The sequence below is a fragment of the Pseudomonas oryziphila genome (assembly GCF_003940825.1).
Lineage (GTDB): Bacteria > Pseudomonadota > Gammaproteobacteria > Pseudomonadales > Pseudomonadaceae > Aquipseudomonas > Aquipseudomonas sichuanensis.
Genome location: NZ_CP034338.1, coordinates 5809785 through 5833352, shown reverse-complemented (window position 1 = coordinate 5833352; position 23568 = coordinate 5809785). Strand labels below are relative to the sequence as shown.

Below are 23568 nucleotides of genomic sequence, written 5' to 3'. Positions count from 1 at the left end.
CCACGGTTCCAGCGTGGGAGCGGGCTTGCCCCGCGATGGGCCGAAAATCAGATCCAGGAATGGCGGGCTGGCAGGGTGCCGTTGAGGTAGTAGGCGCCGACCGCGTGGTACTTCCAGCGCACCGGGTCGTGCAGGGTGTGCACCCGGGCATTGCGCCAGTGCCGGTCGAGGTTGTACTCGGCCAGGCTTGCGCGGCTGCCGGCCAGCTCGAACAGCTTCTCGCTGGCCTGCAGCGAGATCTCGGTGGTGAGCACCTTGGCCTCGGCCACCGCGATCGAGGCCCGCGCAGCAGCGGCATCGTCGATGGGGCCGGCGTTGACTTCATCGAGCACCTTGGCGGCCCGGCGCAGCAGCGCTTCGGCGGCATGCAGGTCGAGCTTCAGGCGGCCGATGTCGGCGATCACATAAGGGTCGTCGCTGTTGCGCTCGACCTTGGCTTCGATCCACGGCCGCGACTTCTCGCGCACGAAAGTGATCGCGTCCTCGATCGCCGCTTCGGCGATACCGGCGTCGATGGCCGCCTGGATCAGTTGCGAGGCTGCGCCCTGGATGTTCGGTACATCGCGCTGGCGCCAGTTATCCACAACCAGGTCGGCGTCCACCGGCACCTGTTCCAGCAGCACGGTGCCGCTGGCGGTGGTGCGTTGGCCAAAGCCCGACCAGTCGTCGATGATGCGCAGGCCGCGGCTGCCACGGCGCACGAACGCCAGGCGCTGGCGGCCTTCGTCGTCCAGCGCCTTGACCGCCACCCAGTGGGCGTACAGGGCGCCGGTGGAGTAGAACTTTTCGCCGCTGATGCTGAAGTCGTCGCCCTTGCGGGTGATGCGCGCCTTGAGCGTCAGGGTGTCCTTGGTGCCGCGCTCCGGCCCGGCATTGCCGATGCGCCAGCCGTCGAGCACGGCGCGGAAAATCCGCTGCTTCTGCGCCTCGGTGGCGGTCAGGCGCACCAGTTGCAGGATGCCGAACTGGTTCTGCGGGATCTGCCCCAGCGCCGGGTCTGCGGCGCTGATCAGGCGGAACACTTCGGCGATGGTCACGAACGATACTTCCGGCCCGCCGTAGGCCTTGGGGATGCTGATGCTGCCCAGGCCGCTGCGGGTGAACTGTTCGATCTCGGCCCACGGCAGCTTGCGCTGCTGGTCGCGGCTGGCGGCGTTGTGGCGGGCCAGGTCGGCCAGTTCACGGGCGGCCTGCAGGGCCTCCTGGTCGCTCTGCAGCACCTTGGCGGGCAGCAGCAGGGGCGAGCTGTCGGTGTCGCTGTGCGATTGGGTAGTTGGCTGGCTGGACATCAGTGCCGCTCCTTGGCTGCACTCAATGCCCTGGCGTTGGCCACTGGGGTGATTGTGATCCTGACCATTCCTTACCTCACAAAAGTTGACTGTGCCGCCTCGGGGTGAGGTCGGCAGACGTTTGCTGGTCCGGTGGTCCGGTCTATATACCCTATTCGTTTGTAAAACCTTTATGAACTAACGTTTGGGAATATCAATAGAAGAACTCAAGGGTCGAAAAAAATCGCGGGGCAAGCCCGCTCCCACGCCATACCTGAGAGTAAGCGTGGGAGCGGGCTTGCCCCGCGATTGCGGTGGATCAATCCTGTGCGGCAGTCGTGCCGAGGAACTTGCGCAAGAACTGCCGCGTACGCTCCTCTCTGGGGTTGGCGAACAGCGCCTTGGCCTCACCCTGCTCCACGATCACGCCCTTGTCGAAGAAAATCACCCGGTTGGCCACATCGCGGGCAAAGCTCATCTCGTGGGTGACGATGATCATGGTGCGCTTTTCCTCGGCCAGGCCGCGGATGGTCGCCAGCACTTCACCCACCAGTTCAGGGTCGAGCGCCGAGGTGGGCTCGTCGAACAGGATCACCTCCGGTTCCATGGCCAGGGCGCGGGCAATGGCCACCCGCTGCTGCTGGCCACCGGACAGGCGCCGGGGGTAGGCGTCTTCCTTGCCGGCCAGGCCGACCTTGGCCAGCAGGCGCTTGCCCAACTCGATGGCCTTGTCCCGAGGGGTCTTCTTGACGATCACCGGCCCTTCGATGACGTTGTCCAGCGCGGTGCGGTGAGGGAACAGGTTGAAGTTCTGGAACACGAAGCCGGCCTGCTGGCGCAGGCGGCGAATCGCGCTTTGCTGGCCACCCAGGGGGCGGTTGGCGTCGATGCTGATATCGCCGATCTGGATGCGCCCTGCGTCGGGCGTTTCCAGCAGGTTGAGGCAGCGCAGGAAGGTGGTCTTGCCCGAGCCGCTGGGGCCGATGATGGCCACCACTTCGCCCGGTTGTACGGTGAGGTCGATGCCGTTGAGCACGGTCTGGCCCTTGAACCGCTTGGTCAGGCCTTCTACTACGATCATCGTCAGTGCTCCTGGTCGTGCTGGTTGACCCGCGCTTCCATGCGGTTCTGGAAGTGCGCGAGGATGCTGCAGAGGATCCAGTAGATCAGCGCAACCGCCAGGTACATGGTGAACACTTCGAAGGTGCGGGCAGTGATCAGCTGCGCCTGACGGAACAGCTCGGGCACCTGGATGGTCGCCGCCAGGGCGGTGTCCTTGACCAGCGAGATGAAACTGTTACCCAGCGGCGGCAGCGCGGTGCGCAGCGCCTGCGGCAGGATCGCCCGGCGCATGGCCTGGGTGCGGGTCATGCCGATGGAGGCAGCGGCCTCCCACTGGCCACGGTCGATCGAGGAGATCGCCGCACGCAGGATTTCGCAGATGTACGCCGCCATGTTCAGCGACAGACCGATCAGCGAGGCCGGGATCGGGTCGAGCTCGATACCGATCTGCGGCATGCCGAAATAGATCACGAACAGCTGTACCAGCAGCGGCGTGCCACGGAAGAACGAGACGTAGATGCGTGCCAGCCAGTCCAGCGGCAGGATCTTCGACAGGCGCATCAGTGCCAGGGCAAAGCCCAGCACTAGGCCGAAGAACATGCCGCCGACACTGAGCAGCACCGTGTAGCCAGCGCCCTTCAACAGGAAGGGCGTGGAATCGGCAACGAGTTGCAGGCTTTCAGCAATCATTTGGTGACATCGGCACCGAAGTATTTCTCGGACAGCTTGGCCAGGGTGCCGTCAGCCTTGAGCTTGTCGATGGCCTTGTTGAGTGCGGCCAGCAGCTCGGGCTCACCCTTGCGCAGGGCCACGCCGCTTTCCAGGCGCGAGAAGGCGTCGCCGGCGAGCTGGGTGTCCTTGGCTTTCTGCGCGTACTCCAGCGCGGCCAGGCGGTCGATCAGGATGGCGTCGATGCGGCCGTTGCGCAGGTCGGCGAACTTGCTCGGGTCGTCTTCATAGGTGCGTACTTCGGCTTTCGGCACGTCCTGCTTGACCCATTGCTCGTAGTTGGTGCCCAGGCCAACGCCGACCTTCTTGCCGGCAAGGTCCTGCGCGGTCTTGATGTTCAGGGTTTCGGCTTTCTTCTTCAGGATCAGCGCCTGGATACCGGAGACGGTGTAGGGCTCGGTGAAGTCGTACTTCTTCTTGCGCTCTTCGGAGATGGTCACCTGGTTGATCACCACGTCCAGACGTTTGGACTCCAGCGCGGCGAGGATGCCGTCCCACTTGGTCGGCTGCAGCTTGACCTTGACCCCCAGCTCCTTGGCCAGCAGTTCCGACAGTTCCACTTCGAAGCCGGCCAGCTTGCCGTTTTCATCCTGGAAGCTGAACGGAGGGTAGGTGCCTTCCAGGCCGACGTTGATCACGCCTTTTTCCTGGATGGTCTTCAGTTGCTCGCCGGCGAAGGCCTGGCCGAGCAGGCCGGCGCCGAGCAGCAGCGCCAGGCTGGCATTGAGAAGGGGTTTGGCGAATTTGGACATGTGTGGCCCCGCGCTTGTTGTGGAAGTAGTGGGTGGCAAATATAAAGCTGGGCCGTATAGGCCTGGAAATAATAAAAAAGCCGGTTGTTATTCCATGGCTGCACATTGCCATCCCATGGCAGGGTTGAGGGTAGCCACGAATGGACACCCCGTCAGCGTTGCTTATGCCTGACTTAGCGCAGGATGGAATAAAGCGTTGTTTTTTCCAAGGGGGGGATTTGTCGTATCGTTGATGGCATTCAGTCGGTGCTGGCCCCTTCGCGGGTAAACCCGCTCCCACAGGTACCACACAATCTCTGTGGGAGCGGGTTTACCCGCGAAGCAGCCAGCACTGATGAACAAGAAGAGAAATGCCCCGCCAGGAGATAACCGTGAGCGAACAACCATCAACAGCCCATTGGCAACTGCAGGGCATCGTCAGCGGCCTGCGCAGCGCCCGTGAGCAATGGCGCAGCAGCAATGGCCGCAGCAGCGGCGAGCAGGGTGGCCGCGAGCTGCCGTCGCGCGAGGCGCTGCGCCAGATCCTCGAGCAACTGTGCGGCGCGCTGTTCCCCATGCGCCTGGGCCCGGTGGACCTGCGCGAGGAAAGCGAGGACTTCTACGTCGGCCATACCCTCGACGCCGCACTGACCGCGCTGCTGACCCAGGCTCGCCTGGAACTGCGTTACGCGGCGCGCCATGGCAAGACCGACGTCACCGACGTCGACGCCCACGCCCTGCGCCTGATCCAGGATTTCGCCGCCGCCCTGCCGGCCTTGCGCGTGCTGCTCGACACCGATGTGCTGGCCGCCTACCACGGTGATCCGGCGGCGCGCAGCGTCGACGAGGTGCTGCTGTGTTACCCGGGCATCCTGGCGATCATCCACCACCGCCTGGCCCATCACCTGTACCAGGCTGGCTTGCCGCTGCTGGCGCGGATCAGCTCGGAGCTGGCGCACTCGGCCACCGGCATCGACATCCACCCCGGTGCGCAGATCGGCCCGAGTTTCTTCATCGACCACGGCACCGGCGTGGTCATCGGCGAGACGGCGATCATTGGCGAGCGGGTGCGCATTTACCAGGCGGTAACCCTGGGTGCCAAGCGCTTCCCCAGCGACGAGTCGGGGACCCTGCACAAAGGCCTGGCGCGCCACCCGATCGTCGAGGACGACGTGGTGATCTATGCCGGGGCGACCATCCTGGGGCGTATCACCATCGGCAAGGGCTCGACCATTGGCGGCAACGTGTGGCTGACCCGCAGCGTGCCGGCCGAGAGCAACATTACCCAGGCCAATTTGCAGTTGGATTGCGAAGGCAAGAAAGCCCTCTAGCATCGTGTGTATGGCGCGTGGGAGCGGGCTTGCCCCGCGATTGCAGTGTCCGGCCAACCCTTGCAATCGCGGGGCAAGCCCGCTCCCACGTTGTCCCTCACAAGGACCCCGCCCAGCGGCATCGGGTCGCATTGAAATCCGATCCATGTTTAACTTGAACGCTTGTTCAATGAAAAAACGCTGGTCCATTGCCGGTGTTCAACAGGAGGATTCCTTTGCTGAACCCGTACAATCCGAACCTCACGTCCTTTGACGAGGTGCACGCCCGATGAGTGCACCAACGCCTGCTCTTGCCAATGGCAAGATCCGCATGAACCCCCCGGTGTTCTACTTCGCGGCAAGTTTCATCCTGCTGTTCGGCCTGGTGGTCATCGCCATGCCGCAAGCGGCCGGCGAATGGTTGCTGGCGGCGCAGAACTGGGCGGCCAACACCGTCGGCTGGTACTACATGCTGGCCATGACCCTGTACCTGGTGTTCGTGGTGGTCACTGCGGTATCCGGCTACGGCAAGATCAAGCTCGGCGCCGACCACGACGAACCCGAGTTCAGCTACCTGTCCTGGGCGGGCATGCTGTTCGCCGCCGGTATCAGCATCACGCTGTTCTTCTTCTGTGTTTCCGAACCCCTGACCCACATGCTCCAGCCGCCCCAGGGCGAGGCGGGCACGGCCGAGGCCGGGCGCCAGGCGATGCAGATCCTGTTCCTGCACTGGGGCCTGCATGGCTGGGGCGTGTTCGCCTTCGTCGGCATGGCGCTGGCCTACTTCGCCTACCGCCACAACCTGCCGCTGGCGCTGCGTTCGGCGCTGTACCCGCTGATCGGCAAGCGCATCAACGGCCCGATCGGCTACGCGGTGGACGGCTTCGGCATCATCGCCACGGTGTTCGGCCTGGGGGCCGACATGGGCTTCGGCGTGCTGCACCTGAACGCCGGGCTCGACTACCTGTTCGGCATCAGCCACAGCCAGTGGGTGCAGGTGCTGCTGATCACCCTGATGATGGGCGCGGCGGTGGCCGTGGCGGTCGCCGGGGTGGAGAAGGGCGTGCGGGTGATGAGCGACATCAACCTGTTCCTGGCCTGCGCGCTGCTGCTGTTCGTGCTGTTCGCCGGGCCCACCCAGCACCTGTTCAACACCCTGATCCAGAACCTCGGCGACTACCTCGGCGCCTTGCCTCGCAAGAGTTTCGACGTGTACGCCTATGGTGAAAACCGTGACTGGCTGGGTGGCTGGACGGTGTTCTACTGGGCCTGGTGGATTGCCTGGGCGCCGTTCGTGGGCCTGTTCATCGCGCGTATTTCGCGCGGCCGCACCATCCGCGAGTTCGTCTTCGGCGTGCTGCTGATCCCGCTGGGCTTCACCCTGGCGTGGATGTCGATCTTCGGCAACAGCGCGCTGGACCAGGTGATCAACCACGGCATGACCGCGCTGGGCCAGTCGGCACTGGATAACCCGTCGATGAGCCTGTACCTGCTGCTGGAAACCTACCCGTGGAGCAAGACGGTGATCGCCGTGACGGTGTTCATCAGCTTCGTGTTCTTCGTCACCTCGGCCGACTCCGGCACGGTGGTGCTGTCGACGCTGTCGGCCAAGGGCGGCGGCGCTGACGAAGACGGGCCGAACTGGCTGCGGATCTTCTGGGGTGCGATGACTGCGCTGATCACCAGTGCCCTGCTGTTCGCCGGCAGCATCGACTCGCTCAAGTCTGCGGTGGTGCTGACCTCGCTGCCGTTCTCGCTGATCCTGTTGTGCATGATGTGGGGGCTGCACAAAGCCTTCTACCTGGAGAGCCAGCGGCAGATCGCGCAGATGCATTCGCTGGCCCCGTTCGCCCAGTCGCGGCGCGGCCGTGGCGGCTGGCGCCAGCGCCTGAGCCAGGCCGTGCATTTCCCGTCGCGTGACGAGGTGTACCGCTTCATGGACGACGTGGTGCGCCCGGCGATTGCCGAGGTGCGCGAGGTGTTCGAGCAGAAGGGCCTGGTGCTGATCACCCAGGACGACCCGAGCCATGACAACGTCAGCCTGAAGATCGGCCATGGCGATGAGCAGCCGTTCATCTACCAGGTGCAGATGCGTGGGTATTTCACCCCGTCGTTCGCCCTCGGTGGGCTGGGTACGCAGGACTTGAAGAACCGCCGTTATTACCGGGCCGAGGTGCACCTGAGCGAGGGCAGCCAGAACTACGACCTGGTGGGCTACAGCAAGGAGCAGATCATCAACGACATCCTCGACCAGTACGAGCGGCACATGCAGTACCTGCATCTGGTTCGCTGAGATCCAGGTTCAGGGTTCGTGGGAGCGGGCTTGCCCCGCGATTGCGATGGTGGATTCAGCACAGCCATCGCGGGGCAAGCCCGCTCCCACGCTCTGCACCGGCAGGTCTCAGAACGGCGCATCCCCGAGGATGGTCGCCCGGTGCATCACCCGCCGATTGGGCCGGTAGTCATCCACCGCAAAATGCTGGGTCACGCGGTTATCCCAGAACGCCACGTCGTTCTCCTGCCAACGCCAGCGAATGCTGAACTCCGGCCGCGTCGCATGGGCGAACAGCAGCTTGAGCAGCGCCTCGCTTTCATACTCGTTCAGCTCGTTGATGCGCGTGGTGAAGCCTTCGTTGACGAACAGCGCCTTGCGCCCGCTGACCGGGTGGGTGCGCACCACCGGGTGCGACAGCGGCGGGTTGTTGCGCCGGGTGGTTTCCCAGCGCGCCAGGTCTTCGGGGGTGGTGCCGAAGCGCTCCAGCGGGAAGGATTTGGTGAAGTCATGGGTGGCGGTCAGGCCGTCGAGCATCGCGCGCAACGGCGCCGACAGTGCCTCGAAGGCGGCAATGCCACTGGCCCACAAGGTGTCGCCACCGTAGGCCGGCAGCTGCTTGGCGCTGAGCACCGCGCCCAGTGCCGGGGTCGGCAGGAAGGTCACGTCGGTGTGCCACACGGCGTTGTCGCGTACGTCGGTCACGGCGGTGTCGAGGATCAGCACCTGCGGGGTTTGGGGCACGTTGGGGTAGATCGGGTGGATGTGCAGGTCGCCGAAGTGGGCGGCGAAGCGCGCCTGTTGTTCAGGGTTGATCGGCTGGTCGCGGAAGAACAGCACCTGGTGCTCGAGCAGCGCCTGCTCGATGGCGTCGCGCTGTTCTTTGGTGATATCGCGGCTGATGTCGACGCCGCTGATCTGCGCGCCCAGGGCCGGGCTGAGAGGGGTGATGGTCAGGCTCATGGTTGGTCTCGCTTGGATGTCGTATCCCAGGGGCGGGGGCAGTCTTTTCTGATATGGCGCGGACCTGTGGGAGCGGGTTTACCCGCGAACACCGGCGAAGCCGGTGCCATCCACCGTGGCGCCTGCTTCGCGGGTAAACCCGCTCCCACAGTTGCGATCTTTGGGGTCAATGGCTCTGCCCGTGCCAGGGCACCAGCTTGCGTTGTAGGGCGCGCAGGCCCATCTCCAGGGCGAAGGCGATCAGGGCGATCAACAGGATCCCCAGCACCACCACATCGGTCACCAGGAACTGCGCCGCCGACTGCACCATGAAGCCCAGGCCGCTGGTGGCGGCGATCAGCTCGGCGGCGACCAGGGTCGACCAGCCCACGCCCAGGCCGATGCGCACGCCGGTGAGGATGTCGGGCAGGGCGCTGGGCAGGATCACGTGGCGGATCAGCTGGGCCTTGGTCGCGCCCAGCGATTGCGCGGCGCGCAGCTTGGTCGGGTCGACGGTGCGCACGCCGGTGGCGGTGGCGATGGCGATCGGGGCGAAGATCGCCAGGTAGATCAGCAGCACCTTGGACAGCTCGCCGATGCCGCACCAGATCACGATCAATGGCAGGTAGGCCAGCGGCGGGATCGGCCGGTAGAACTCGATCAATGGGTCGAGGATGCCGCGGGCCACGCGGTTGTAACCGATGGCCAGGCCGACCGGGATGGCGGTCAGGGTCGCAGCCGCCAGTGCCAGGCCGATGCGGCCGAGGCTGGCGCCCAGGTGCTGCCACAGGCTGGCGTCCATGTAGCCCTGGGTGAGCAGGGTCCAGGCCTTGGCCAGGATGTCGGCGGGCGGCGGCAGGAACAGCGGCTCGACCCAACCGGCGGCCGTCACCAGCCACCAGGCCAGCAGCAGGGTGGCCAGGGTCAGGGTGCTGATCCAGCGGGTGGAAAGGGGCTGGCGGCTTTTGCCAAGGGCAGGTTTGGCGTCACGTTTGGCCGCGACGGGCAGGTCCAGGCTGCTCATGCAGACTCCTCTCGGCGGGCGGTTTCGCGTTGCGAGAACACCCGCGCCAACACGTGCTCGCGGGTTTCGATGAAACGTGGGTCGGACTTGATCGCCCGCGCCGGCTCGCCGGCGGCGTAGCGCTGGCCGAAGTCCAGCTGCAGGCGTTCGACCACGCGCCCAGGGTTGGGCGCCAGCAGTACCAGCTCGGTGGCCAGGAACACTGCCTCTTCGATGTCGTGGGTGATCAGGAACACCGGCTTGGCGGTGCGCTGCCAGACCTGCAGCAGCAGCTCCTGCATCTGTTCGCGGGTGAAGGCGTCGAGGGCGCCGAATGGCTCGTCCATCAGCAGCACCCGAGGGTCGGCGGCCAACGCCCGGGCCAGGCCCACGCGTTGCTTCTGGCCGCCGGACAACTGCCAGATGTGCCGCTCGCCGAAGCCGGCCAGGTCGACCAGCGCCAGCATCTCGCGGGCCTTGGCCTCACGCTGCGCGCGGGGTACGCCGGCCAGTTGCAGGCCGAAGGCGACATTGGCCAGCACGTCCTGCCACGGCAGCAGGGCGTCGTCCTGGAACACCACGCCACGGTCGGCGCCTGGCCCTTGCACCGCGGCACCATCAAGGGTGATGCGCCCGGCGCTGGGGGCGACGAAACCGGCGATCAGGTTGAGCAGCGAGGTCTTGCCGCTGCCGGATGGCCCAAGGGCCACCAGCAGCTGGCGTGGGCCCAGGCTCAGGTTGATGTCGGCCAGCACCGGGGTGCTGGCGCCGGGGTACTGTGCGCTGATGCGCTCCAGTTCAAGCAAGGCCATGACGGGCTCCGGTCTTAGTTGGGCAGGTATTGCTTGCTGACGTAGGGCGAGTAGTCCGGCAGTACCGCATCGACCTTGCCTTGTTGCTTGAGGAAGGTGGCGGTGTCGGTCAGCGCCTGGGTGGTCGGCGCGCCGAGGGCATTGGCCTGGTCGTCCGCCAGCGGGTAGACGTTGCCTTGCAGCAGTACCGGGATATCCGCCGCCTTGGCACCCGACAGCTTGACCAGCTTGGCGACGTTGTCCGGGTTGGCCAGCCAGGCTTTCGGGTCTTTGCGGTAGTCGGCATAGGCGTCGAGGGTGACCTTGGCGAACGACTTGACGATGTCTGGGTGCTTGGCGGCGAAGTCCTTGCGCACGATCCAGGCGTCGAAGGTCGGCGCGCCTTTTTCGGCCAGCTCGCCGGAGGTGATCAGCACCTTGCCGTTTTCCTTGGCCACGCCCAGTGCCGGGTCCCAGACGTAGGTGGCGTCGATGTCGCCGCGCTTCCAGGCGGCGATGATCGCCGGCGGCGCCAGGTTGAGGATCTGTACCTTGGTGGGGTCGATGTTCCAGCTCTTGAGCGCGGCCAGCAGGCTGTAGTGGCCGGTGGAGACGAACGGCACGGCGACTTTCTTGCCCACCAGGTCCTGCGGGGTCTTGATGCTGTCACGGGCGACCAGCGCCTCGCCGGCACCGATCTGGGTGGCGATCAGGAAGGTCTCGACCGGCAGCTTGCGGGTGGCGGCGGCGGCCAGGGGGCTCGAGCCGAGGTAGCCGATCTGCACGTCGCCGCTGGCCACGGCGGTGATCACGTCGGCGCCGTTGTCGAACTTGCGCCAGTCGATGCTGGCCTTGCTGGCTTTCTCGTAGTCGCCGTCCACCTGGGCCACCTTGGCCGGGTCGACGGTGGTCTGGTAGGCGACGGTCAGGTCGGCGGCCTGGGCCAGCCAGCTGGTGCCGGCGAGGGTCAGGGCAGCGAACAGGCGCAGCGGGGCATGCGGGATCATGGTGAACCTCTCGTCAGGCAATTGGGTTATGGATGGCGAGAAGACTAGATGATCTAAGAAATTAGAAATAAATAACTTTTTTGCATTAGCTTAGGAGCCAAACGCTTTAAGGGCGCGGGGGCTGCGGCTGGCGGAATGGAAAAGGGCTGCTAGCCTTTTTCGGCTCCGGTCGGGGGGCTGAGTGGCAGAGGGTCGCCAAACGTTTGCACATAACCTAAAGGTATGATTGACGGCGTCGATACAACCTTTCGCAGTAAAGGTTCCAATGTTATTCCGTAAAAGTCTTACAGATTCATAAAACGGTCATTTTGGATTTATAGGATTGTCATTATCCTGTAGCGCAGGACGACGGCTTAGACCAAAGTCGCGAATCGACCGTTGAGCATTGACTTGGCGGTCACGCATTGGTGCTAAATCGCCAATCCCGGGCGAGTGGGGCAAAAGATCCTGCCGCTTGTGACGCACAAAAATTAGAACGTAGAGGAGCAAAACATGTACAAGTCCAGCCTGGCCCTGGCCGTGGCACTGGGGGTTCTCGCCCAACAAGCAGGCGCTGCAGGTTTCATCGAGGACAGCAAAGTGTCCTTGAGCTCGCGCACCATGTATTTCGACAACAACAACCGCGAAGCCCACGCTACCGGGACTGCAAAGCGTCCTGACCAGCGTGAGACCGGTCAAGGTTTCAAGCTCGACTACATCTCCGGCTTCACTGAAGGCACCGTAGGCTTCGGCGTTGACGCCCAGGCCGTGTGGGGTATCCACCTGGATGGCGGCAAGGGCTACCACAAGGCTGGCTTCCTCCCAGACGACAGCGATGGCTCCTCGGTAAGCCAGTGGGCTCGCGTCGGCGGCAACGCCAAGGCTCGTTTCTCCAAGACCGAAGCGCACTTCGGTAGCGCGTTGGCACCTAACCTGCCGATCCTGGTCGCCAACGATGGTCGTCTGCTGCCGCAGACCTTCGAGGGTGGCACCATCCAGTCGAAGGAAATCGACAACCTGACCATCAACGCCGGTCAGCTGACCCACGCCATGGGCCGTGCTTCGAGCAACCGTACCGGTCTGTCCGTCTCCGGCGCCTTCGCCGACAGCAACAAATTCCGCTTCGGCGGTCTGGACTACAAGCTCACTCCGGACCTGACCCTGCAGTACTACTACTCGAACCTGGAAGACTTCTACAAGCAGCACTTCCTCGGTGCGACCCACGTCTTCAAGATCGCTGACAACCAATCGTTCAAGACTGACCTGCGCTACTTCGACAGCAGCAGCGACGGCAAGAATGGCGACGTTGGCATCTACGGCTTCGATAACAACGGCGGCTACGCCAAGAACACCGGCAAGGTCGACAACAAGACCTGGTCCGCCATGTTCACCTACACCCTGGGCGGCCACGCGCTCATGCTGGGTCGCCAGCAAGTCGGCGACGACGGTGGTTTCGTCTGGCTGAACCAGGGCGCTGTGCGCAACGGCAACAACCGTCCTGAAGGCGCTGGCGGCTCCAGCTTCTACCTGTTCACCGACAGCATGATCAACCAGTTCGCCCGTGCTGGCGAAAATACCAACTTCGGTCAGTATTCCTATGACTTCGCGGGCTTGGGCGTACCGGGCTTGAAGGCGTCCGTTTCCTACCTGCGCGGTGATGACATTCGCTACAAGAGCGGACATGGCACCTACAACGAGTGGGAGCGTGACGCTCGCGTCGACTACACCATCCAGCAAGGTACCTTCAAGGGCCTGGGCTTCAGCCTGCGTCAGGGCGTGTACCGTGGCAGCGGTGGTTCGACCAGCGAGTTCACCAAAGACCAGGATCAAACTCGCTTCATCGTCAACTACACTTACGCCTTCATGTAAGTCGTAGCTGCAGCAGAAGAAGCCTCGCCTAGTGCGAGGCTTTTTTGTGCCTGCTATTTCGTATGCGTTCTGGTTATAAATAAATCGATATTTATTCTTTTTATTTTGATTCGAATGCAGGCACATTGAACCCATCAAGGCCAGACACAGCACAGGAGCCGCTTCCATGAGCCTCAAACTCGGCGATATCGCCCCCGATTTCGAACAGGATTCCAGCGCCGGCAAGATCCGTTTCCACGAATGGTTGGGCAACAGCTGGGGCGTGCTGTTCTCCCACCCGGCCGACTTCACCCCGGTGTGCACCACCGAGCTGGGCCTGACCGCCAAGCTCAAGGATGATTTCGCCAAGCGCGGGGTCAAGGCCATCGCCCTGTCGGTCGACCCGGTCGATTCGCACCACCGCTGGATCGATGACATCAACGAAACCCAGAACACCGTGGTCAACTTCCCGATCATCGCCGACGCCGACCGCAAGGTGTCCGACCTGTACGACCTGATCCACCCCAACGCCAGCGACACCCTCACGGTGCGCTCGCTGTTCGTCATCGACCCGAACAAGAAGGTGCGCCTGACCATCACCTACCCAGCCAGTACCGGGCGCAACTTCAACGAGATCCTGCGGGTTATCGACTCGCTGCAACTGACCGACAACCACAAGGTCGCCACCCCCGCCAACTGGCAGGACGGTGATGAGGTGGTGATCGTGCCGTCGCTCAAGGACGAGGACGAAATCAAGCAGCGCTTCCCGAAAGGTTACCGGGCGGTGAAACCTTATCTGCGCCTGACGCCGCAACCCAACCGTTAAGTGAATCCTCGTTGTAATGCTCTTAGCCATAGCAGGGATTTTGGGCCGTTTCGACGGCCCTTTTTTATGGGCGTCGTTTAGCGGGATGTGATTTTGGTTATTAATAAATAGCTTCTTATTCCTTTACGGATATAACTGCCTCCTTATACTTGCACCCCAAGCACGCAAACTTTCGGAGGCGTCCCCATGCGCAATGAGTCGATTCGTTACCTGATTGTGCCGGGCTGGCAAGGATCGCCAGACAACCATTGGCAGAGTCACTGGCAGCGCAGCCTGCCCAACAGCGCCCGGGTCGAGCAGCAGGACTGGCACACCCCGCAGCGGCGCGATTGGGTGCAGGCACTGGAGCAGGCGATCGCCGCCGAAAGCTCGCCGGTGATTCTGATTGCCCACAGCCTGGGTTGCATCACGGTCGCCCACTGGGCCGCCCAGGCTAGCCCGAGCCTGCTGCGGCGGGTGCGTGGCGCGCTGCTGGTGGCGCCGGCCGATGTCGAGCGGCCCAACTGCGCGCCGGCCTTGCGCAACTTTGCGCCGATCCCGTTGCAGGCGCTGCCATTCCCAAGCCAGGTGGTCAGCTCTGACAACGACCCTGCGGTGAGCGTGCCACGGGCCCTGCACCTGGCGCGCGCCTGGGATGCCGAGGCGGGGCTGCTGGCCAATGCCGGGCATATCAACGTCAAGTCCGGCCATGAGCGCTGGGAACAGGGCTTCGCCTACCTTTTCCGCCTGCAGGCCCGGATCGACCAGCGCGCGCTGCGGCGCGCCTGATCCGCCGGCCGTTCCACGAATGCCTTGAGCCCCGGCTGCATGCGACCGGGGCGGGAGTTTTCCATGAGCTTTCACACCCCTTTCGGCCAGCCATTGCTGACCTTCCCCGAACTGGACAAGAGCCCGCTGAGCATCCGCGCCAAGGCGCTGGTGTTCGTCGACCCGCGCTCACAGGCGCTGCGCCAGGCCCTCGAACGCCTGGCACCGCAACCGCTGCCGGTATTGATCCGTGGCGAGACCGGCACCGGCAAGGAGCTGCTGGCGCGGCAGATTCACCGCGCCAGTGATCGCGCGGGGCTGTTCGTCTCGGTCAACTGCGCCGCCATCAGCCCGACCTATGCCGACGCCGAACTGTTCGGCTACAGCGCCGGTAGCCAGGGCGGTACCGCCAGCAGCCGCGCGGGCTGGTTTGGCTCGGCCAACGGCGGCACCTTGTACCTGGACGAAATCGCCGACCTGCCGCTGGCGATCCAGGGCAAGTTGCTGGCGGCGCTGGAAAACCGCGAAGTGACCCGTGTCGGTGCCGCCCAGCCGCAGCCGGTGGACGTGCGCCTGGTCGCCGCCTCCAGTATCGATCTGGCCAAGGCGGTGCAGGCCGGGCGTTTCAACGAGCGGCTCTACCATTACCTGCATGAGGGCGAGCTGGAGCTGCCGGCGCTGCGCGAGCGGGTCGGTGACATCCTGCCGTTAGCGGAGTACTTCGTCGGTATATACAGCGTGCGCCTGGACCGGCCGCTGGCATTGATCAGCGAGGCCGCCCAGCAGGCGCTGGAGGCCCATGCCTGGCCGGGCAATACCCGCGAGCTGGAGAACGTCATCCACTTCGCCCTGCTGGTCAGTGACGGTGAGGAGATACTCCCCGAGCACCTTGACCTGCCGGACGCCACTCCGCTGGCCAGCCTGGCCCGCCAGCTTGGGCAGTTGGGCCGCAGCCGCGAGGCGCAGACCCTCCGGGCCCTGCGCCAGCTGCTGAGCGAAAGCCTGGCGCAGGTGGATGAGCCCGCACCTTAGAGCAGCGCCTGGCGGCTCATAAGTAAAGGCGTTGATGGCCATTTGTTTTTGGAATAAGCAGCTAAATAAAAGATATTGTTCCGGAATAAAAAATCCCGGTATCGTCCGTTTCACGCCCACCCGAACGGGTGGGCACCTGACGTAGCCATCTGCGATGGCCCAGCTCGATAACAAGGATCACCATGAAAAAGACCCTGCTGACCACCGCCCTGGCCGCCGCCCTTTCGTTTGCAGGCCTGGCCTCTGCCGCCGAGAAACTGGTGGTCGCCGCCACGCCGGTACCCCACGCTGAAATCCTCGAACTGATCAAGCCGACCCTGGCCAAAGAAGGCGTCGACCTGCAGATCAAAGTGTTCACCGACTACGTGCAGCCCAACGTGCAGGTCGACCAGAAGCGCCTGGACGCCAACTACTTCCAGACCCTGCCGTACCTGCAGAACTTCAACGAAGGCAAAGGTACGCACCTGGAGACTGTCATCGGCGTGCACGTCGAACCCTTCGGTGGCTACTCGAAGAAGGTCAAGTCCCTGGCCGAGCTGAAGGAAGGCGCCACCGTCGCCATCCCCAACGAAGGCAGCAACAGCGGCCGCGCCCTGCTCCTGCTGCAGAAGGCTGGGCTGATCACCCTGAAAGACCCGAAGAACGCCCTGGCGACCCCGAAAGACATCGCCGAGAACCCGAAGAAGCTCAAGTTCCGCGAGCTGGAATCGGCCATGCTGCCGCGCGTACTGGACCAGGTCGACCTGGACATGATCAACACCAACTACGCCCTGGAAGCCGGCCTGAACCCGGCCAAGGATGCCCTGGTGATCGAGGGTGCCGACTCGCCGTACGTGAACTTCCTGGTGGCCCGCCCGGACAACAAGGACAGCGAGGCCATCCAGAAACTGGCCAAAGCGCTGACCAGCCCGGAAGTGAAGGCGTTCATCGCTCAGAAGTACCAGGGCGCGGTACTGCCGGCGTTCTGATACGCGGCATCAGCCAAGCCTGAAACGAAAAACGCCGACGCATCTTGCGTCGGCGTTTTTGTTTTTGCCGGGAGCAGCTGTCTGGTGTTGGTTTTCTGGCCTCATCGCCGGCGAGCCGGCTCCCACAGGTACATCGTTTGCCTTGGGGAGAGCGGTACGATCCATGTGGGAGCCGGCTTGCCGGCGATTACCGGCGAAGCCGGTGCCATGCCGCGTGGTGCCTGTATCGCCAACAGTTCAGGGTTGGCCACCCAGCGCCCGGCGCAGGGCCAGCAGCCACAGCAATTGTTCATTCGCAGCAGGTGAGCAGGGGCTGTTCATCGTTCTCGTCCTTGTAAGTTGATGGGCCATGCAAGTCACAGTTTGGAATCTGTTTGAGGGGCGGATCGCGGGAAAGGTCCCAAGTTGAAGCAGGAAATTTCCGAGGGAAACAAGCGGTGATATAGATATGCAATAAAGGTATTTATAAAAATATTTTTATACCTTTAGAGTCTATAAATCGTGCCTACCGGCACAGCGCCACTATGTGTTGAACGACGCCGAGCGACCCTCGTGCCGACCTGGAACCTGCCCATGCCGTACCTCCGTAACCTTGTGTCGAGGCCCTATCCATGAGTTTCGACACCGCCTTCATGCTTAGCACATTGCCGGCGTTCTTCAAGGCGCTGGGGGTGACCTTGCAGGTCGGCTTGATCGCCATCGCCACCTCGATGCTGGTGGCGCTCCTCAACTCGGCCATCCTGGTCTTTCGCACGCCGTACCTGTGGCGCCTGGTGCAGGGCTACGTGGAGCTGGCACGCAACACGCCGCTGCTGATCCAGCTGTTCTTCGTCTACTTTGCCCTGCCGAGCGTGGGTGTGAAGATTTCCGGCTTTGCCGCGGCGATCATCACCATGACCTTCATGGGCGGCGCCTACCTCACCGAAGTGCTGCGCGCCGGTGTCGAAGCGGTGCCGCGGGCACAGCTGGAGTCCGGGCGTTCGATCGGCCTGTCCGAAGGCCAGTTGCTGCGCCATGTGATCCTGCCGCAAGCGGGCATCCTCAGCCTGCCGGCACTGTTCGCCAACTTCGTGTTCCTGCTCAAGGAGACCACCGTGGTCTCGGCGGTGGCGGTGCCGGAGATCCTCTACACCACCAAGAATTACATCGCCCTGTACTACAAGACCTACGAGATGCTCGCGGTACTGACTCTGCTATGCGTGCTGGTCTTCCTGCCGCTGTCGCTGCTGCTGCGTCGCCTGGAAAGGAGGCTGCAACATGGCCAGTTCGGCATTTGAACTGCTGCAGGTGTCGCTGCCGCAACTGGCTGCCGGCGCCGTGCAGACCGTAGCGATTTCGGCATTGGGCATCGGCTTTGCCACCCTCGGCGGTGTGCTCTACGGCGTGCTGGCCACCCTCGGCAACCGGCTGCTGAACGCGCTGTTGCAGGTTTACCTGGAGCTGTTCCGGGCGATCCCGGTACTGGTCTGGTTGTACCTGGTGTTCTTCGGCTTGCCGATCTTCTTCGGCCTGAGCATCCCCAGCTTCTGGTGCGCGGTGCTGGTACTGGGCCTGTGGGGCGCCAGCGAAGTCGGCGAGGTGGTGCGTGGCGCGCTCGGTTCTCTGCCCCGTGGCCAGCGCGAGGCCGGGCTGTCGATCGGCCTGTCCGGCTGGCAGCTGTACGCCCATGTGCTGCTGCCGCAAGCGCTCAAACGCATGACCCCGCCGACCATCAACATCTATACGCGGATCATCAAGACCAGCTCGCTGGCGGTGCTGATCGGTGTGGTCGAGGTGATCAAGGCCGGCCAGCAGATCATCGAACGTACCTATGAGTCGGCGCTGATCTACGGCGTGCTGTTGCTGTTCTTCTTTTTCGTCTGCTACCCGCTTTCCGCCGCCTCGCGCGTGCTGGAACGCCGCTGGGCCCACTCATGAGCGCATTGATCGAATTCCACGGTTTCAACAAATTCTTCGGCGAGCAGCAGGTGCTCGCCAACGTCGACCTGCAGGTTCGCGCCGGCGAGGTGGTGGTGATCCTCGGCCCCAGCGGCTGCGGCAAGAGCACCCTGCTGCGCTGCCTCAATGGCCTGGAACAGGCCCACAGCGGCAGCCTGCGCCTGGACGGGCAAGAGCTGCTGGCCCCAGGCACCGACTGGCGCCAGGTGCGCCAGCGGGTAGGCATGGTGTTCCAGAGCTACCACCTGTTCGGCCACATGAGCGTGCTGGACAACCTGCTGCTGGGCCCGCTCAAGGTGCAAAAGCGCGAGCGCGCCGAAGCCCAGGCCCAGGCCGAAGCGCTGCTGGCGCGGGTGGGCTTGCTGGACAAGCGCGATGCCTTCCCGCGGCAGCTGTCCGGCGGCCAGCAGCAACGCATCGCCATCGTCCGCTCGCTGTGCATGAACCCGCAGGTGATGCTGTTCGACGAAGTCACCGCAGCCCTCGACCCCGAGATGGTCAAGGAGGTGCTGCAAGTGATCCAGGGCCTGGCCCGCGACGGCATGACCCTGCTCATCGTTACCCACGAAATGGCCTTCGCCCGCGCGGTGGCCGACCGCATCGTGTTCATGGAGGCCGGCAGGATCCTTGAACAGAACCACCCCGAGCGCTTCTTCACCCAACCGCAGACCGCACGCGCGCAGCAGTTCCTGGAGAAATTCTCTTTCGTCGAAAGCCTGCCCAAGACACTGCACAAGGAACTGTCATGAACACCGCACCCTTTGCCAAACTGCTCGCTCCACTGCTTGGCCTGGCCCTGCTGGCCGGCTGCAACAAGGCCGATGAGCCGGCCAAGCCCGCTGCCGCCTCGCCCGCCACCAGCTACCTGGAAACCATCAAGGCCCGCGACAAGCTGATCGTCGGCGTGTTCACCGACAAGCCGCCGTTCGGCTTCGTCGATGAAAGCGGCCGCTACGTCGGCTTCGACACCGACATCGGCCGGCGCTTCGCCAAGGACTTGCTGGGCGACGAGAACAAGGTCGAGTTTGTCGCCGTCGAGCCCGCCAGCCGCATCCCCTTCCTGCAGAGCGACAAGGTCGACCTGATCCTCGCCAACATGACGGTCACCCCCGAGCGCAAAGAGGCGGTGGACTTCACCAACCCCAACCTGCGCGTGGCCGTGCAGGCCATCGTTGCCGACGGCAGCCCGGTGCAGAAGCTCGACGAGCTGGCCGACAAGACCATCATCGTCACCACCGGCACCACCGCTGATATCTGGCTGACCAAGCACCACCCGGACTGGAAGCTGCTCAAGTTCGAGAAGAACAGCGAGTCGCTGGCCGCCCTGGCCAATGGTCGTGGCGATGCCTATGCCCAGGACAACCTGATCCTGTTCAGCTGGGCCAAACAGAACCCGGGCTACCGTGTGCTGCCGCAACTGCTGGGCGAGGAAGCACCGATTGCCCCGGCGGTGAAGAAGGGCAATGCCGAGCTGCGCGACTGGGTGAATGCCGAGCTGGCCAAGCTGGGTGAGGAGAAGTTCTTGCTCAAGCTGTATGACCAGTACGTGCGCAAAGAGTTGAGCGACGACACCAAGCCCGAGAGCGTGATTGTCGAAGGGGGCAAGTGGCAGGGTTGATCCTCTGATCTTGGGGCCGCTCTGCGGCCCAATCGCCGGCAAGCCGGCTCCCACATGGTCAGTGCCAGCCTCAAGCCATGCGCCTCACCTGTGGGAGCCGGCTTGCCGGCGAAAGGGCTGCGCAGCAGCCCCAGCGATATCAGCTATTGCGCGGCAACCAGTTCAGCAGGAAATCATTCACCACACCTGGGTTCTCCAGGTTGGAGATATGCCCGGCAAACGGAATCTGCGCCGCCAGGCAGCCAATCAACCGCGCCATCTCGTTCGACTCCGCCGGCGGCCTGGGAATGTCCTGGTCACCACAGATCACCATGGTCCGATCCGCAGGTAGCTCGCCGAGGCGCGCCAGCAGATCCGGCCGCCCGAAGATCACCCGCCCCATCGGGTCCAGGCTTTCGCGGATGGTCTGGGCGCTGCTTGCCTTCAACCCCGCGCGGAACTGCTCGCGCACCTCAGGCACGGTTTCCCCGCCGGCATGGAAGAAGATCGGCACCACGATATCCAGCAACGGGTCGACGAAGGTGCCGGCGGCGCTGGCGGCATCCAGCAAACCGAAGTACTTCAGCCGGGTGGCCTCTGGCTCCGCCCCCAGGTAGGTATCCAGCAGCACCAGGCGATCGACCCGTTCCGGGTGTTCGATGGCCAACTGCGCGCCCCACATGCCGCCGACCGACAGGCCGACCAGGTGGCACTTGGCGATATCCAGCGCATCGAGCAGGGCCAGATGCTGGCGGCTCAAGGCGCTCATGTCGGTGGTGGTGGCCGGTGGCGCGGCGGAATCGCCGTGGCCCCACAGCTCGGGCACGATGACCCGGAAGTGCTTCGACAGCGCGTCGATCTGCGGTTGCCACATGGCGGCCGACCACAGGTAGCTATGGCCGAGCAGGACGGGAAAGCCCTGGCCCTGGTCGACGTAGCTCATGCGCGCGCCGTCGATTTCGATGAAGTGTTTTTGCATGGGTTATCTCATGGGTTGCTATTGGGGCTGCTGAGCAGCCCATCGCTGGCAAGCCAGCTCCCACAGGGGACATGCACACCTGTGGGAGCTGGCTTGCCAGCGATGGGGCGCAAAGCGGCCCGACCTAGGTGTTAATTGCCAGGCACCAACCGCAACGTGCTCTGCGCCGGGATCACCCCCATGCGCGCCTTGTGGTAGCGCCCCTCGATGTAATCCTCTGCCTGGTCGCCATAGTGCTTGTCGAACGGCACGCCGCTTTGCCCGACCGGGTTGATGGTCAAGGCCGCGCCGGCGTCGGCGAAGTCGATCACCCGCCGGGTGGAGGGGCCATAGGTGACCGGCCAGGGCGCCGGGCCGATCTTCGCCGAAAGGTTGTTCGGCACCTCGTGGGTGCCCGGGGCGGCGAAGGGGCCAACGTTGAACAACAGGTTCAGCGGCTTTTTCACCCCCAGCGGGTGGTTGTGAGTGAGGGTGTGGGCCTTGCCCCATTGCCAGTTGGCCGGGTCCTTGCCGAAGGTCTCGTCCAGGTGCTTGAGGCTGCGCTGCCAGGCCAGTCGCACGATGGCGCGGCGGTCGGTGTGTTCATTGCCGCCGCGCAGGTTCCACCAGGGTGAGGCTGGGTCGGCGGCCAGCCGCGGCAGGGCCGCGTCGATGGCACGGGTGCTGATCAGGATCGGGAACCAGGTATCGCCCAGCTCGTCATGCAGCGCGGCGAAAGCCAGTTCGTAGAGGAACTGGTTGAACAGCGTGGCGCTGGTGGAGTCCAGTGGGTAGTCGCCGCGCCAGGCGGCCAGCTGCTCCACCAGCTCTTTCTCTTCGTCGCCTTGGGCCACGCTGCGCAAGGTGCCCAGCAGCGGCGCCAGGGTGCGTGGGCCGTAGTCGCTGCTGGTGTCCAGCTGCAGGGCCTGGCTGTTCTGGGTGTCCCACTTGATGTCCGGGTTGTTCAGGTGGCGGTCCAGCTGGCGGCCGCGGTCGGCCAGGTTGTAGTAGCCGGGCACCGGCACCACCGCCGGTGGCTGGTAGTTGGCCGAGACGATGTAGCCGCTGGCCGGGTTCTCCTGCTGCGGGTTGACGCTGAATGGGTAGAAGCCGGGCTTGTCGGCCTGGCCGCTGCTGCCGTCGAGGATGAACGCCGGGTTCACCCCGTCCGGGCGGATCGGCAGGCGCGCCGCCGCCCACCAGCCGATATCGCCACGGGCGTTGGCCCAGACCAGGTTCAGCCCTGGCGCCTGCACCTTGGCTGCCGCTTCGCGCATCTTGCCCAGGGTGTCGGCGCGGTTGATCTGGTAGAAGCCTTCAAGGATCGGGTTGTCGGTTTCCAGGAACGCCCACCACATGGCGATGGGCGCGGCGCCGGCGCTGTTGCCCAGCACCGTGTTGACGATCGGGCCGTGGGGTGAGCGGCGCAGGGTGAGGGGCACCGGCTGCTCGCCTTTGACGGCGATCTGCTGCTCGGTTTTTTCCAGGGGCTGCCAGCGGCCATCGACCATCACCTGCTCGGGGTTGGCCGGGTTGGTCTTTTCGGCGATCAGGTCGACGTCGTCGTTCTGGAACATGGTCAGGCTCCAGCCGAAGTCGCGGCTGTGGCCAAGCAGGGCGAACGGGTTGAGCGCCTGGAAGTAGCCGTACAGGTTGAAGCCCGGCGCCGACAGCTCGGCCTCGTACCACACCGCCGGCACCGCGAAGCTGATGTGCGGGTCGCCCGCCAGCAACGGGCGGCCGCTGCGGGTGCGGCTGCCTGCCACGGCCCAGGCATTGCTGCCCTCGAACTGGGGGATGCCGGCATCACCCAGGGCCTCGTGGCTGAGCCGTGCCAGCTGCTCCAGGCTGCGCCAGTCGGCGGCCGCCAGCGGCGTGGCGATGGCACCCTCGGGCTGCCAGTCGAGGTCGAAGATCTTCAGGTAATCGGCGCCGAGCTGGTCGCGGATGTAGGTGAGCGCGGGCTCGGTGCGAAAGGCTGCAGCGAAGCTGTAGGCCAGGTAGCCGGCGATGCTCAGGGTGTCCTCGGCGGTAAATGGGCGCGGGGTGATGCCGAGCAGGTCGAACTCCATTGGCTTGGGATGGCTGGCCTGCCACTGGTTCACGCCATCGAGGTAGGCCTGCAAGGCTATCCAGGCCGGGGCCTGGCGGTCCTGGCGCTGCACCATCAGCGCGGCCTGCTCGCGGATGCGCAGGCTGCGGAACAGGGTGTCGGTGGGCAGCAACTTGTCGCCCAGCACCTCGGCCAGCTCGCCACGGGCCAGGCGGCGCATGATCTCCATCTGGAACAGGCGGTCCTGGGCGTGCACGTAACCCAGGGCGCGGTACAGGTCCTGTTCGTTCTGCGCCTGCAGGTGCGGCACGCCGCGCGCGTCATAGCGGGCGGTGACCGGCGCTTGCAGCCCGGCGAGGGCCAGTTCGCCATCGCGCTGGGGCTGCTTGCCCTGCACATACCAGTAACCGGCGCCGGCAGCGGCCACGGCAATCACCACGGCCAGCAGGGTCAGGCTGCGCTTCATCGAGACTCCTTGTGCACTCGAGCGAAAAATGTGGTCCGATC

At 64.3% G+C, this 23568-nt stretch carries 21 protein-coding genes; 11 read left to right on the top strand and 10 right to left on the bottom strand.

The genetic code is table 11. The features are described from left to right. Window positions 1-47: 47 nt before the first annotated feature. The 4 genes from EJA05_RS27095 to tcyJ all read right to left on the bottom strand — a co-directional run bounded on the left by EJA05_RS27095 (window position 48) and on the right by tcyJ (window position 3811). Window positions 48-1289, bottom strand: coding sequence for an SfnB family sulfur acquisition oxidoreductase (locus EJA05_RS27095; RefSeq protein ID WP_125861009.1), 1242 nt, complete (start codon window positions 1287-1289; stop codon window positions 48-50). A gap of 298 nt (window positions 1290-1587) precedes the next feature. Continuing rightward, window positions 1588-2349 (bottom strand): L-cystine ABC transporter ATP-binding protein TcyN, encoded by a 762-nt coding sequence (gene tcyN, locus EJA05_RS27090; protein ID WP_125465994.1) that lies wholly within the window; start codon window positions 2347-2349, stop codon window positions 1588-1590. Window positions 2350-2351: 2 nt separating this feature from the next. Further along, window positions 2352-3020: a cystine ABC transporter permease gene (gene tcyL / locus EJA05_RS27085; RefSeq protein ID WP_125465993.1), complete on the bottom strand. Its 669-nt coding sequence runs from the start codon at window positions 3018-3020 to the stop codon at window positions 2352-2354. After that, window positions 3017-3811: a cystine ABC transporter substrate-binding protein gene (tcyJ, locus tag EJA05_RS27080; RefSeq protein ID WP_125861007.1), complete on the bottom strand. Its 795-nt coding sequence runs from the start codon at window positions 3809-3811 to the stop codon at window positions 3017-3019. Before tcyJ ends, tcyL begins: the two co-directional genes overlap by 4 nt. Window positions 3812-4182: 371 nt before the next feature. On the opposite strand from tcyJ, the gene epsC reads away from it, so the two are divergent. Then, window positions 4183-5121 (top strand): serine O-acetyltransferase EpsC, encoded by a 939-nt coding sequence (epsC, locus tag EJA05_RS27075; protein WP_125861005.1) that lies wholly within the window; start codon window positions 4183-4185, stop codon window positions 5119-5121. Between the two features lie 310 nt (window positions 5122-5431). Continuing rightward, window positions 5432-7393 carry a choline transporter BetT gene (gene betT, locus EJA05_RS27070; protein WP_167409787.1) on the top strand — a complete coding sequence of 654 codons (1962 nt, stop codon included), beginning with the start codon at window positions 5432-5434 and terminating at the stop codon, window positions 7391-7393. Window positions 7394-7501: 108 nt separating this feature from the next. Here betT and tauD read toward each other — a convergent pair whose 3' ends face one another. The 4 genes from tauD to tauA all read right to left on the bottom strand — a co-directional run bounded on the left by tauD (window position 7502) and on the right by tauA (window position 11115). Beyond that, window positions 7502-8335, bottom strand: coding sequence for a taurine dioxygenase (gene tauD / locus EJA05_RS27065; RefSeq protein WP_125465990.1), 834 nt, complete (start codon window positions 8333-8335; stop codon window positions 7502-7504). A gap of 166 nt (window positions 8336-8501) precedes the next feature. After that, window positions 8502-9338, bottom strand: a complete 837-nt coding sequence (gene tauC, locus EJA05_RS27055; RefSeq protein ID WP_125861001.1) for a taurine ABC transporter permease TauC — start codon at window positions 9336-9338, stop codon at window positions 8502-8504. Next, complete coding sequence (gene tauB, locus EJA05_RS27050; protein WP_125860999.1) at window positions 9335-10129, bottom strand: taurine ABC transporter ATP-binding subunit; 795 nt, start codon at window positions 10127-10129, stop codon at window positions 9335-9337. Before tauB ends, tauC begins: the two co-directional genes overlap by 4 nt. A gap of 14 nt (window positions 10130-10143) precedes the next feature. Continuing rightward, complete coding sequence (tauA, locus tag EJA05_RS27045) at window positions 10144-11115, bottom strand: taurine ABC transporter substrate-binding protein (RefSeq protein ID WP_125465987.1); 972 nt, start codon at window positions 11113-11115, stop codon at window positions 10144-10146. A 492-nt stretch (window positions 11116-11607) separates the two neighbouring features. On the opposite strand from tauA, the gene EJA05_RS27040 reads away from it, so the two are divergent. The 9 genes from EJA05_RS27040 to EJA05_RS27000 all read left to right on the top strand — a co-directional run bounded on the left by EJA05_RS27040 (window position 11608) and on the right by EJA05_RS27000 (window position 20071). Then, entirely contained in the window at window positions 11608-12963 is a 1356-nt protein-coding gene (locus EJA05_RS27040; protein ID WP_125860998.1) for an OprD family porin, read from the top strand. Window positions 12964-13129: 166 nt separating this feature from the next. Beyond that, complete coding sequence (locus EJA05_RS27035) at window positions 13130-13768, top strand: peroxiredoxin (protein WP_125465985.1); 639 nt, start codon at window positions 13130-13132, stop codon at window positions 13766-13768. A gap of 186 nt (window positions 13769-13954) precedes the next feature. Continuing rightward, entirely contained in the window at window positions 13955-14536 is a 582-nt protein-coding gene (locus tag EJA05_RS27030) for an alpha/beta hydrolase (RefSeq protein WP_125860996.1), read from the top strand. A gap of 63 nt (window positions 14537-14599) precedes the next feature. Beyond that, complete coding sequence (locus EJA05_RS27025) at window positions 14600-15547, top strand: sigma 54-interacting transcriptional regulator (protein ID WP_125860994.1); 948 nt, start codon at window positions 14600-14602, stop codon at window positions 15545-15547. 182 nt (window positions 15548-15729) lie between these two features. Beyond that, window positions 15730-16515, top strand: a complete 786-nt coding sequence (locus EJA05_RS27020) for a MetQ/NlpA family ABC transporter substrate-binding protein (RefSeq protein ID WP_125465983.1) — start codon at window positions 15730-15732, stop codon at window positions 16513-16515. A 611-nt stretch (window positions 16516-17126) separates the two neighbouring features. Continuing rightward, window positions 17127-17792, top strand: a complete 666-nt coding sequence (locus EJA05_RS27015) for an amino acid ABC transporter permease (RefSeq protein ID WP_125860992.1) — start codon at window positions 17127-17129, stop codon at window positions 17790-17792. Then, window positions 17773-18432 (top strand): amino acid ABC transporter permease, encoded by a 660-nt coding sequence (locus tag EJA05_RS27010; RefSeq protein WP_125860990.1) that lies wholly within the window; start codon window positions 17773-17775, stop codon window positions 18430-18432. The genes EJA05_RS27015 and EJA05_RS27010 overlap by 20 nt, the downstream gene beginning before the upstream one ends. Then, complete coding sequence (locus EJA05_RS27005; RefSeq protein WP_125860988.1) at window positions 18429-19202, top strand: amino acid ABC transporter ATP-binding protein; 774 nt, start codon at window positions 18429-18431, stop codon at window positions 19200-19202. Before EJA05_RS27010 ends, EJA05_RS27005 begins: the two co-directional genes overlap by 4 nt. Then, the gene (locus EJA05_RS27000) at window positions 19199-20071 is read left to right on the top strand and encodes a transporter substrate-binding domain-containing protein (RefSeq protein ID WP_110992094.1); all 873 of its coding nucleotides are present in this window, start codon (window positions 19199-19201) and stop codon (window positions 20069-20071) included. The genes EJA05_RS27005 and EJA05_RS27000 overlap by 4 nt, the downstream gene beginning before the upstream one ends. A gap of 139 nt (window positions 20072-20210) precedes the next feature. Here EJA05_RS27000 and EJA05_RS26995 read toward each other — a convergent pair whose 3' ends face one another. Further along, on the bottom strand, window positions 20211-21029 hold the full coding sequence (locus tag EJA05_RS26995; RefSeq protein WP_125860986.1) for an alpha/beta fold hydrolase: 819 nt from the start codon (window positions 21027-21029) through the stop codon (window positions 20211-20213). Window positions 21030-21160: 131 nt separating this feature from the next. Then, window positions 21161-23527, bottom strand: coding sequence for a penicillin acylase family protein (locus tag EJA05_RS26990; RefSeq protein WP_125860984.1), 2367 nt, complete (start codon window positions 23525-23527; stop codon window positions 21161-21163). Window positions 23528-23568: the final 41 nt, after the last annotated feature.

What these genes read in the sequence shown, in the direction of transcription:
- EJA05_RS27095 (WP_125861009.1), bottom strand. Translation starts at nt 1,289, where the DNA reads ATGTCCAGCCAGCCAACTACCCAATCGCACAGCGACACCGACAGCTCG.
- tcyN (WP_125465994.1), bottom strand. Translation starts at nt 2,349, where the DNA reads ATGATCGTAGTAGAAGGCCTGACCAAGCGGTTCAAGGGCCAGACCGTG.
- tcyL (WP_125465993.1), bottom strand. Translation starts at nt 3,020, where the DNA reads ATGATTGCTGAAAGCCTGCAACTCGTTGCCGATTCCACGCCCTTCCTG.
- tcyJ (WP_125861007.1), bottom strand. Translation starts at nt 3,811, where the DNA reads ATGTCCAAATTCGCCAAACCCCTTCTCAATGCCAGCCTGGCGCTGCTG.
- betT (WP_167409787.1), top strand. Translation starts at nt 5,432, where the DNA reads ATGAACCCCCCGGTGTTCTACTTCGCGGCAAGTTTCATCCTGCTGTTC.
- tauD (WP_125465990.1), bottom strand. Translation starts at nt 8,335, where the DNA reads ATGAGCCTGACCATCACCCCTCTCAGCCCGGCCCTGGGCGCGCAGATC.
- tauC (WP_125861001.1), bottom strand. Translation starts at nt 9,338, where the DNA reads ATGAGCAGCCTGGACCTGCCCGTCGCGGCCAAACGTGACGCCAAACCT.
- tauB (WP_125860999.1), bottom strand. Translation starts at nt 10,129, where the DNA reads ATGGCCTTGCTTGAACTGGAGCGCATCAGCGCACAGTACCCCGGCGCC.
- tauA (WP_125465987.1), bottom strand. Translation starts at nt 11,115, where the DNA reads ATGATCCCGCATGCCCCGCTGCGCCTGTTCGCTGCCCTGACCCTCGCC.
- EJA05_RS27040 (WP_125860998.1), top strand. Translation starts at nt 11,608, where the DNA reads ATGTACAAGTCCAGCCTGGCCCTGGCCGTGGCACTGGGGGTTCTCGCC.
- EJA05_RS27035 (WP_125465985.1), top strand. Translation starts at nt 13,130, where the DNA reads ATGAGCCTCAAACTCGGCGATATCGCCCCCGATTTCGAACAGGATTCC.
- EJA05_RS27030 (WP_125860996.1), top strand. Translation starts at nt 13,955, where the DNA reads ATGCGCAATGAGTCGATTCGTTACCTGATTGTGCCGGGCTGGCAAGGA.
- EJA05_RS27025 (WP_125860994.1), top strand. Translation starts at nt 14,600, where the DNA reads ATGAGCTTTCACACCCCTTTCGGCCAGCCATTGCTGACCTTCCCCGAA.
- EJA05_RS27020 (WP_125465983.1), top strand. Translation starts at nt 15,730, where the DNA reads ATGAAAAAGACCCTGCTGACCACCGCCCTGGCCGCCGCCCTTTCGTTT.
- EJA05_RS27015 (WP_125860992.1), top strand. Translation starts at nt 17,127, where the DNA reads ATGAGTTTCGACACCGCCTTCATGCTTAGCACATTGCCGGCGTTCTTC.
- EJA05_RS27010 (WP_125860990.1), top strand. Translation starts at nt 17,773, where the DNA reads ATGGCCAGTTCGGCATTTGAACTGCTGCAGGTGTCGCTGCCGCAACTG.
- EJA05_RS27005 (WP_125860988.1), top strand. Translation starts at nt 18,429, where the DNA reads ATGAGCGCATTGATCGAATTCCACGGTTTCAACAAATTCTTCGGCGAG.
- EJA05_RS27000 (WP_110992094.1), top strand. Translation starts at nt 19,199, where the DNA reads ATGAACACCGCACCCTTTGCCAAACTGCTCGCTCCACTGCTTGGCCTG.
- EJA05_RS26995 (WP_125860986.1), bottom strand. Translation starts at nt 21,029, where the DNA reads ATGCAAAAACACTTCATCGAAATCGACGGCGCGCGCATGAGCTACGTC.
- EJA05_RS26990 (WP_125860984.1), bottom strand. Translation starts at nt 23,527, where the DNA reads ATGAAGCGCAGCCTGACCCTGCTGGCCGTGGTGATTGCCGTGGCCGCT.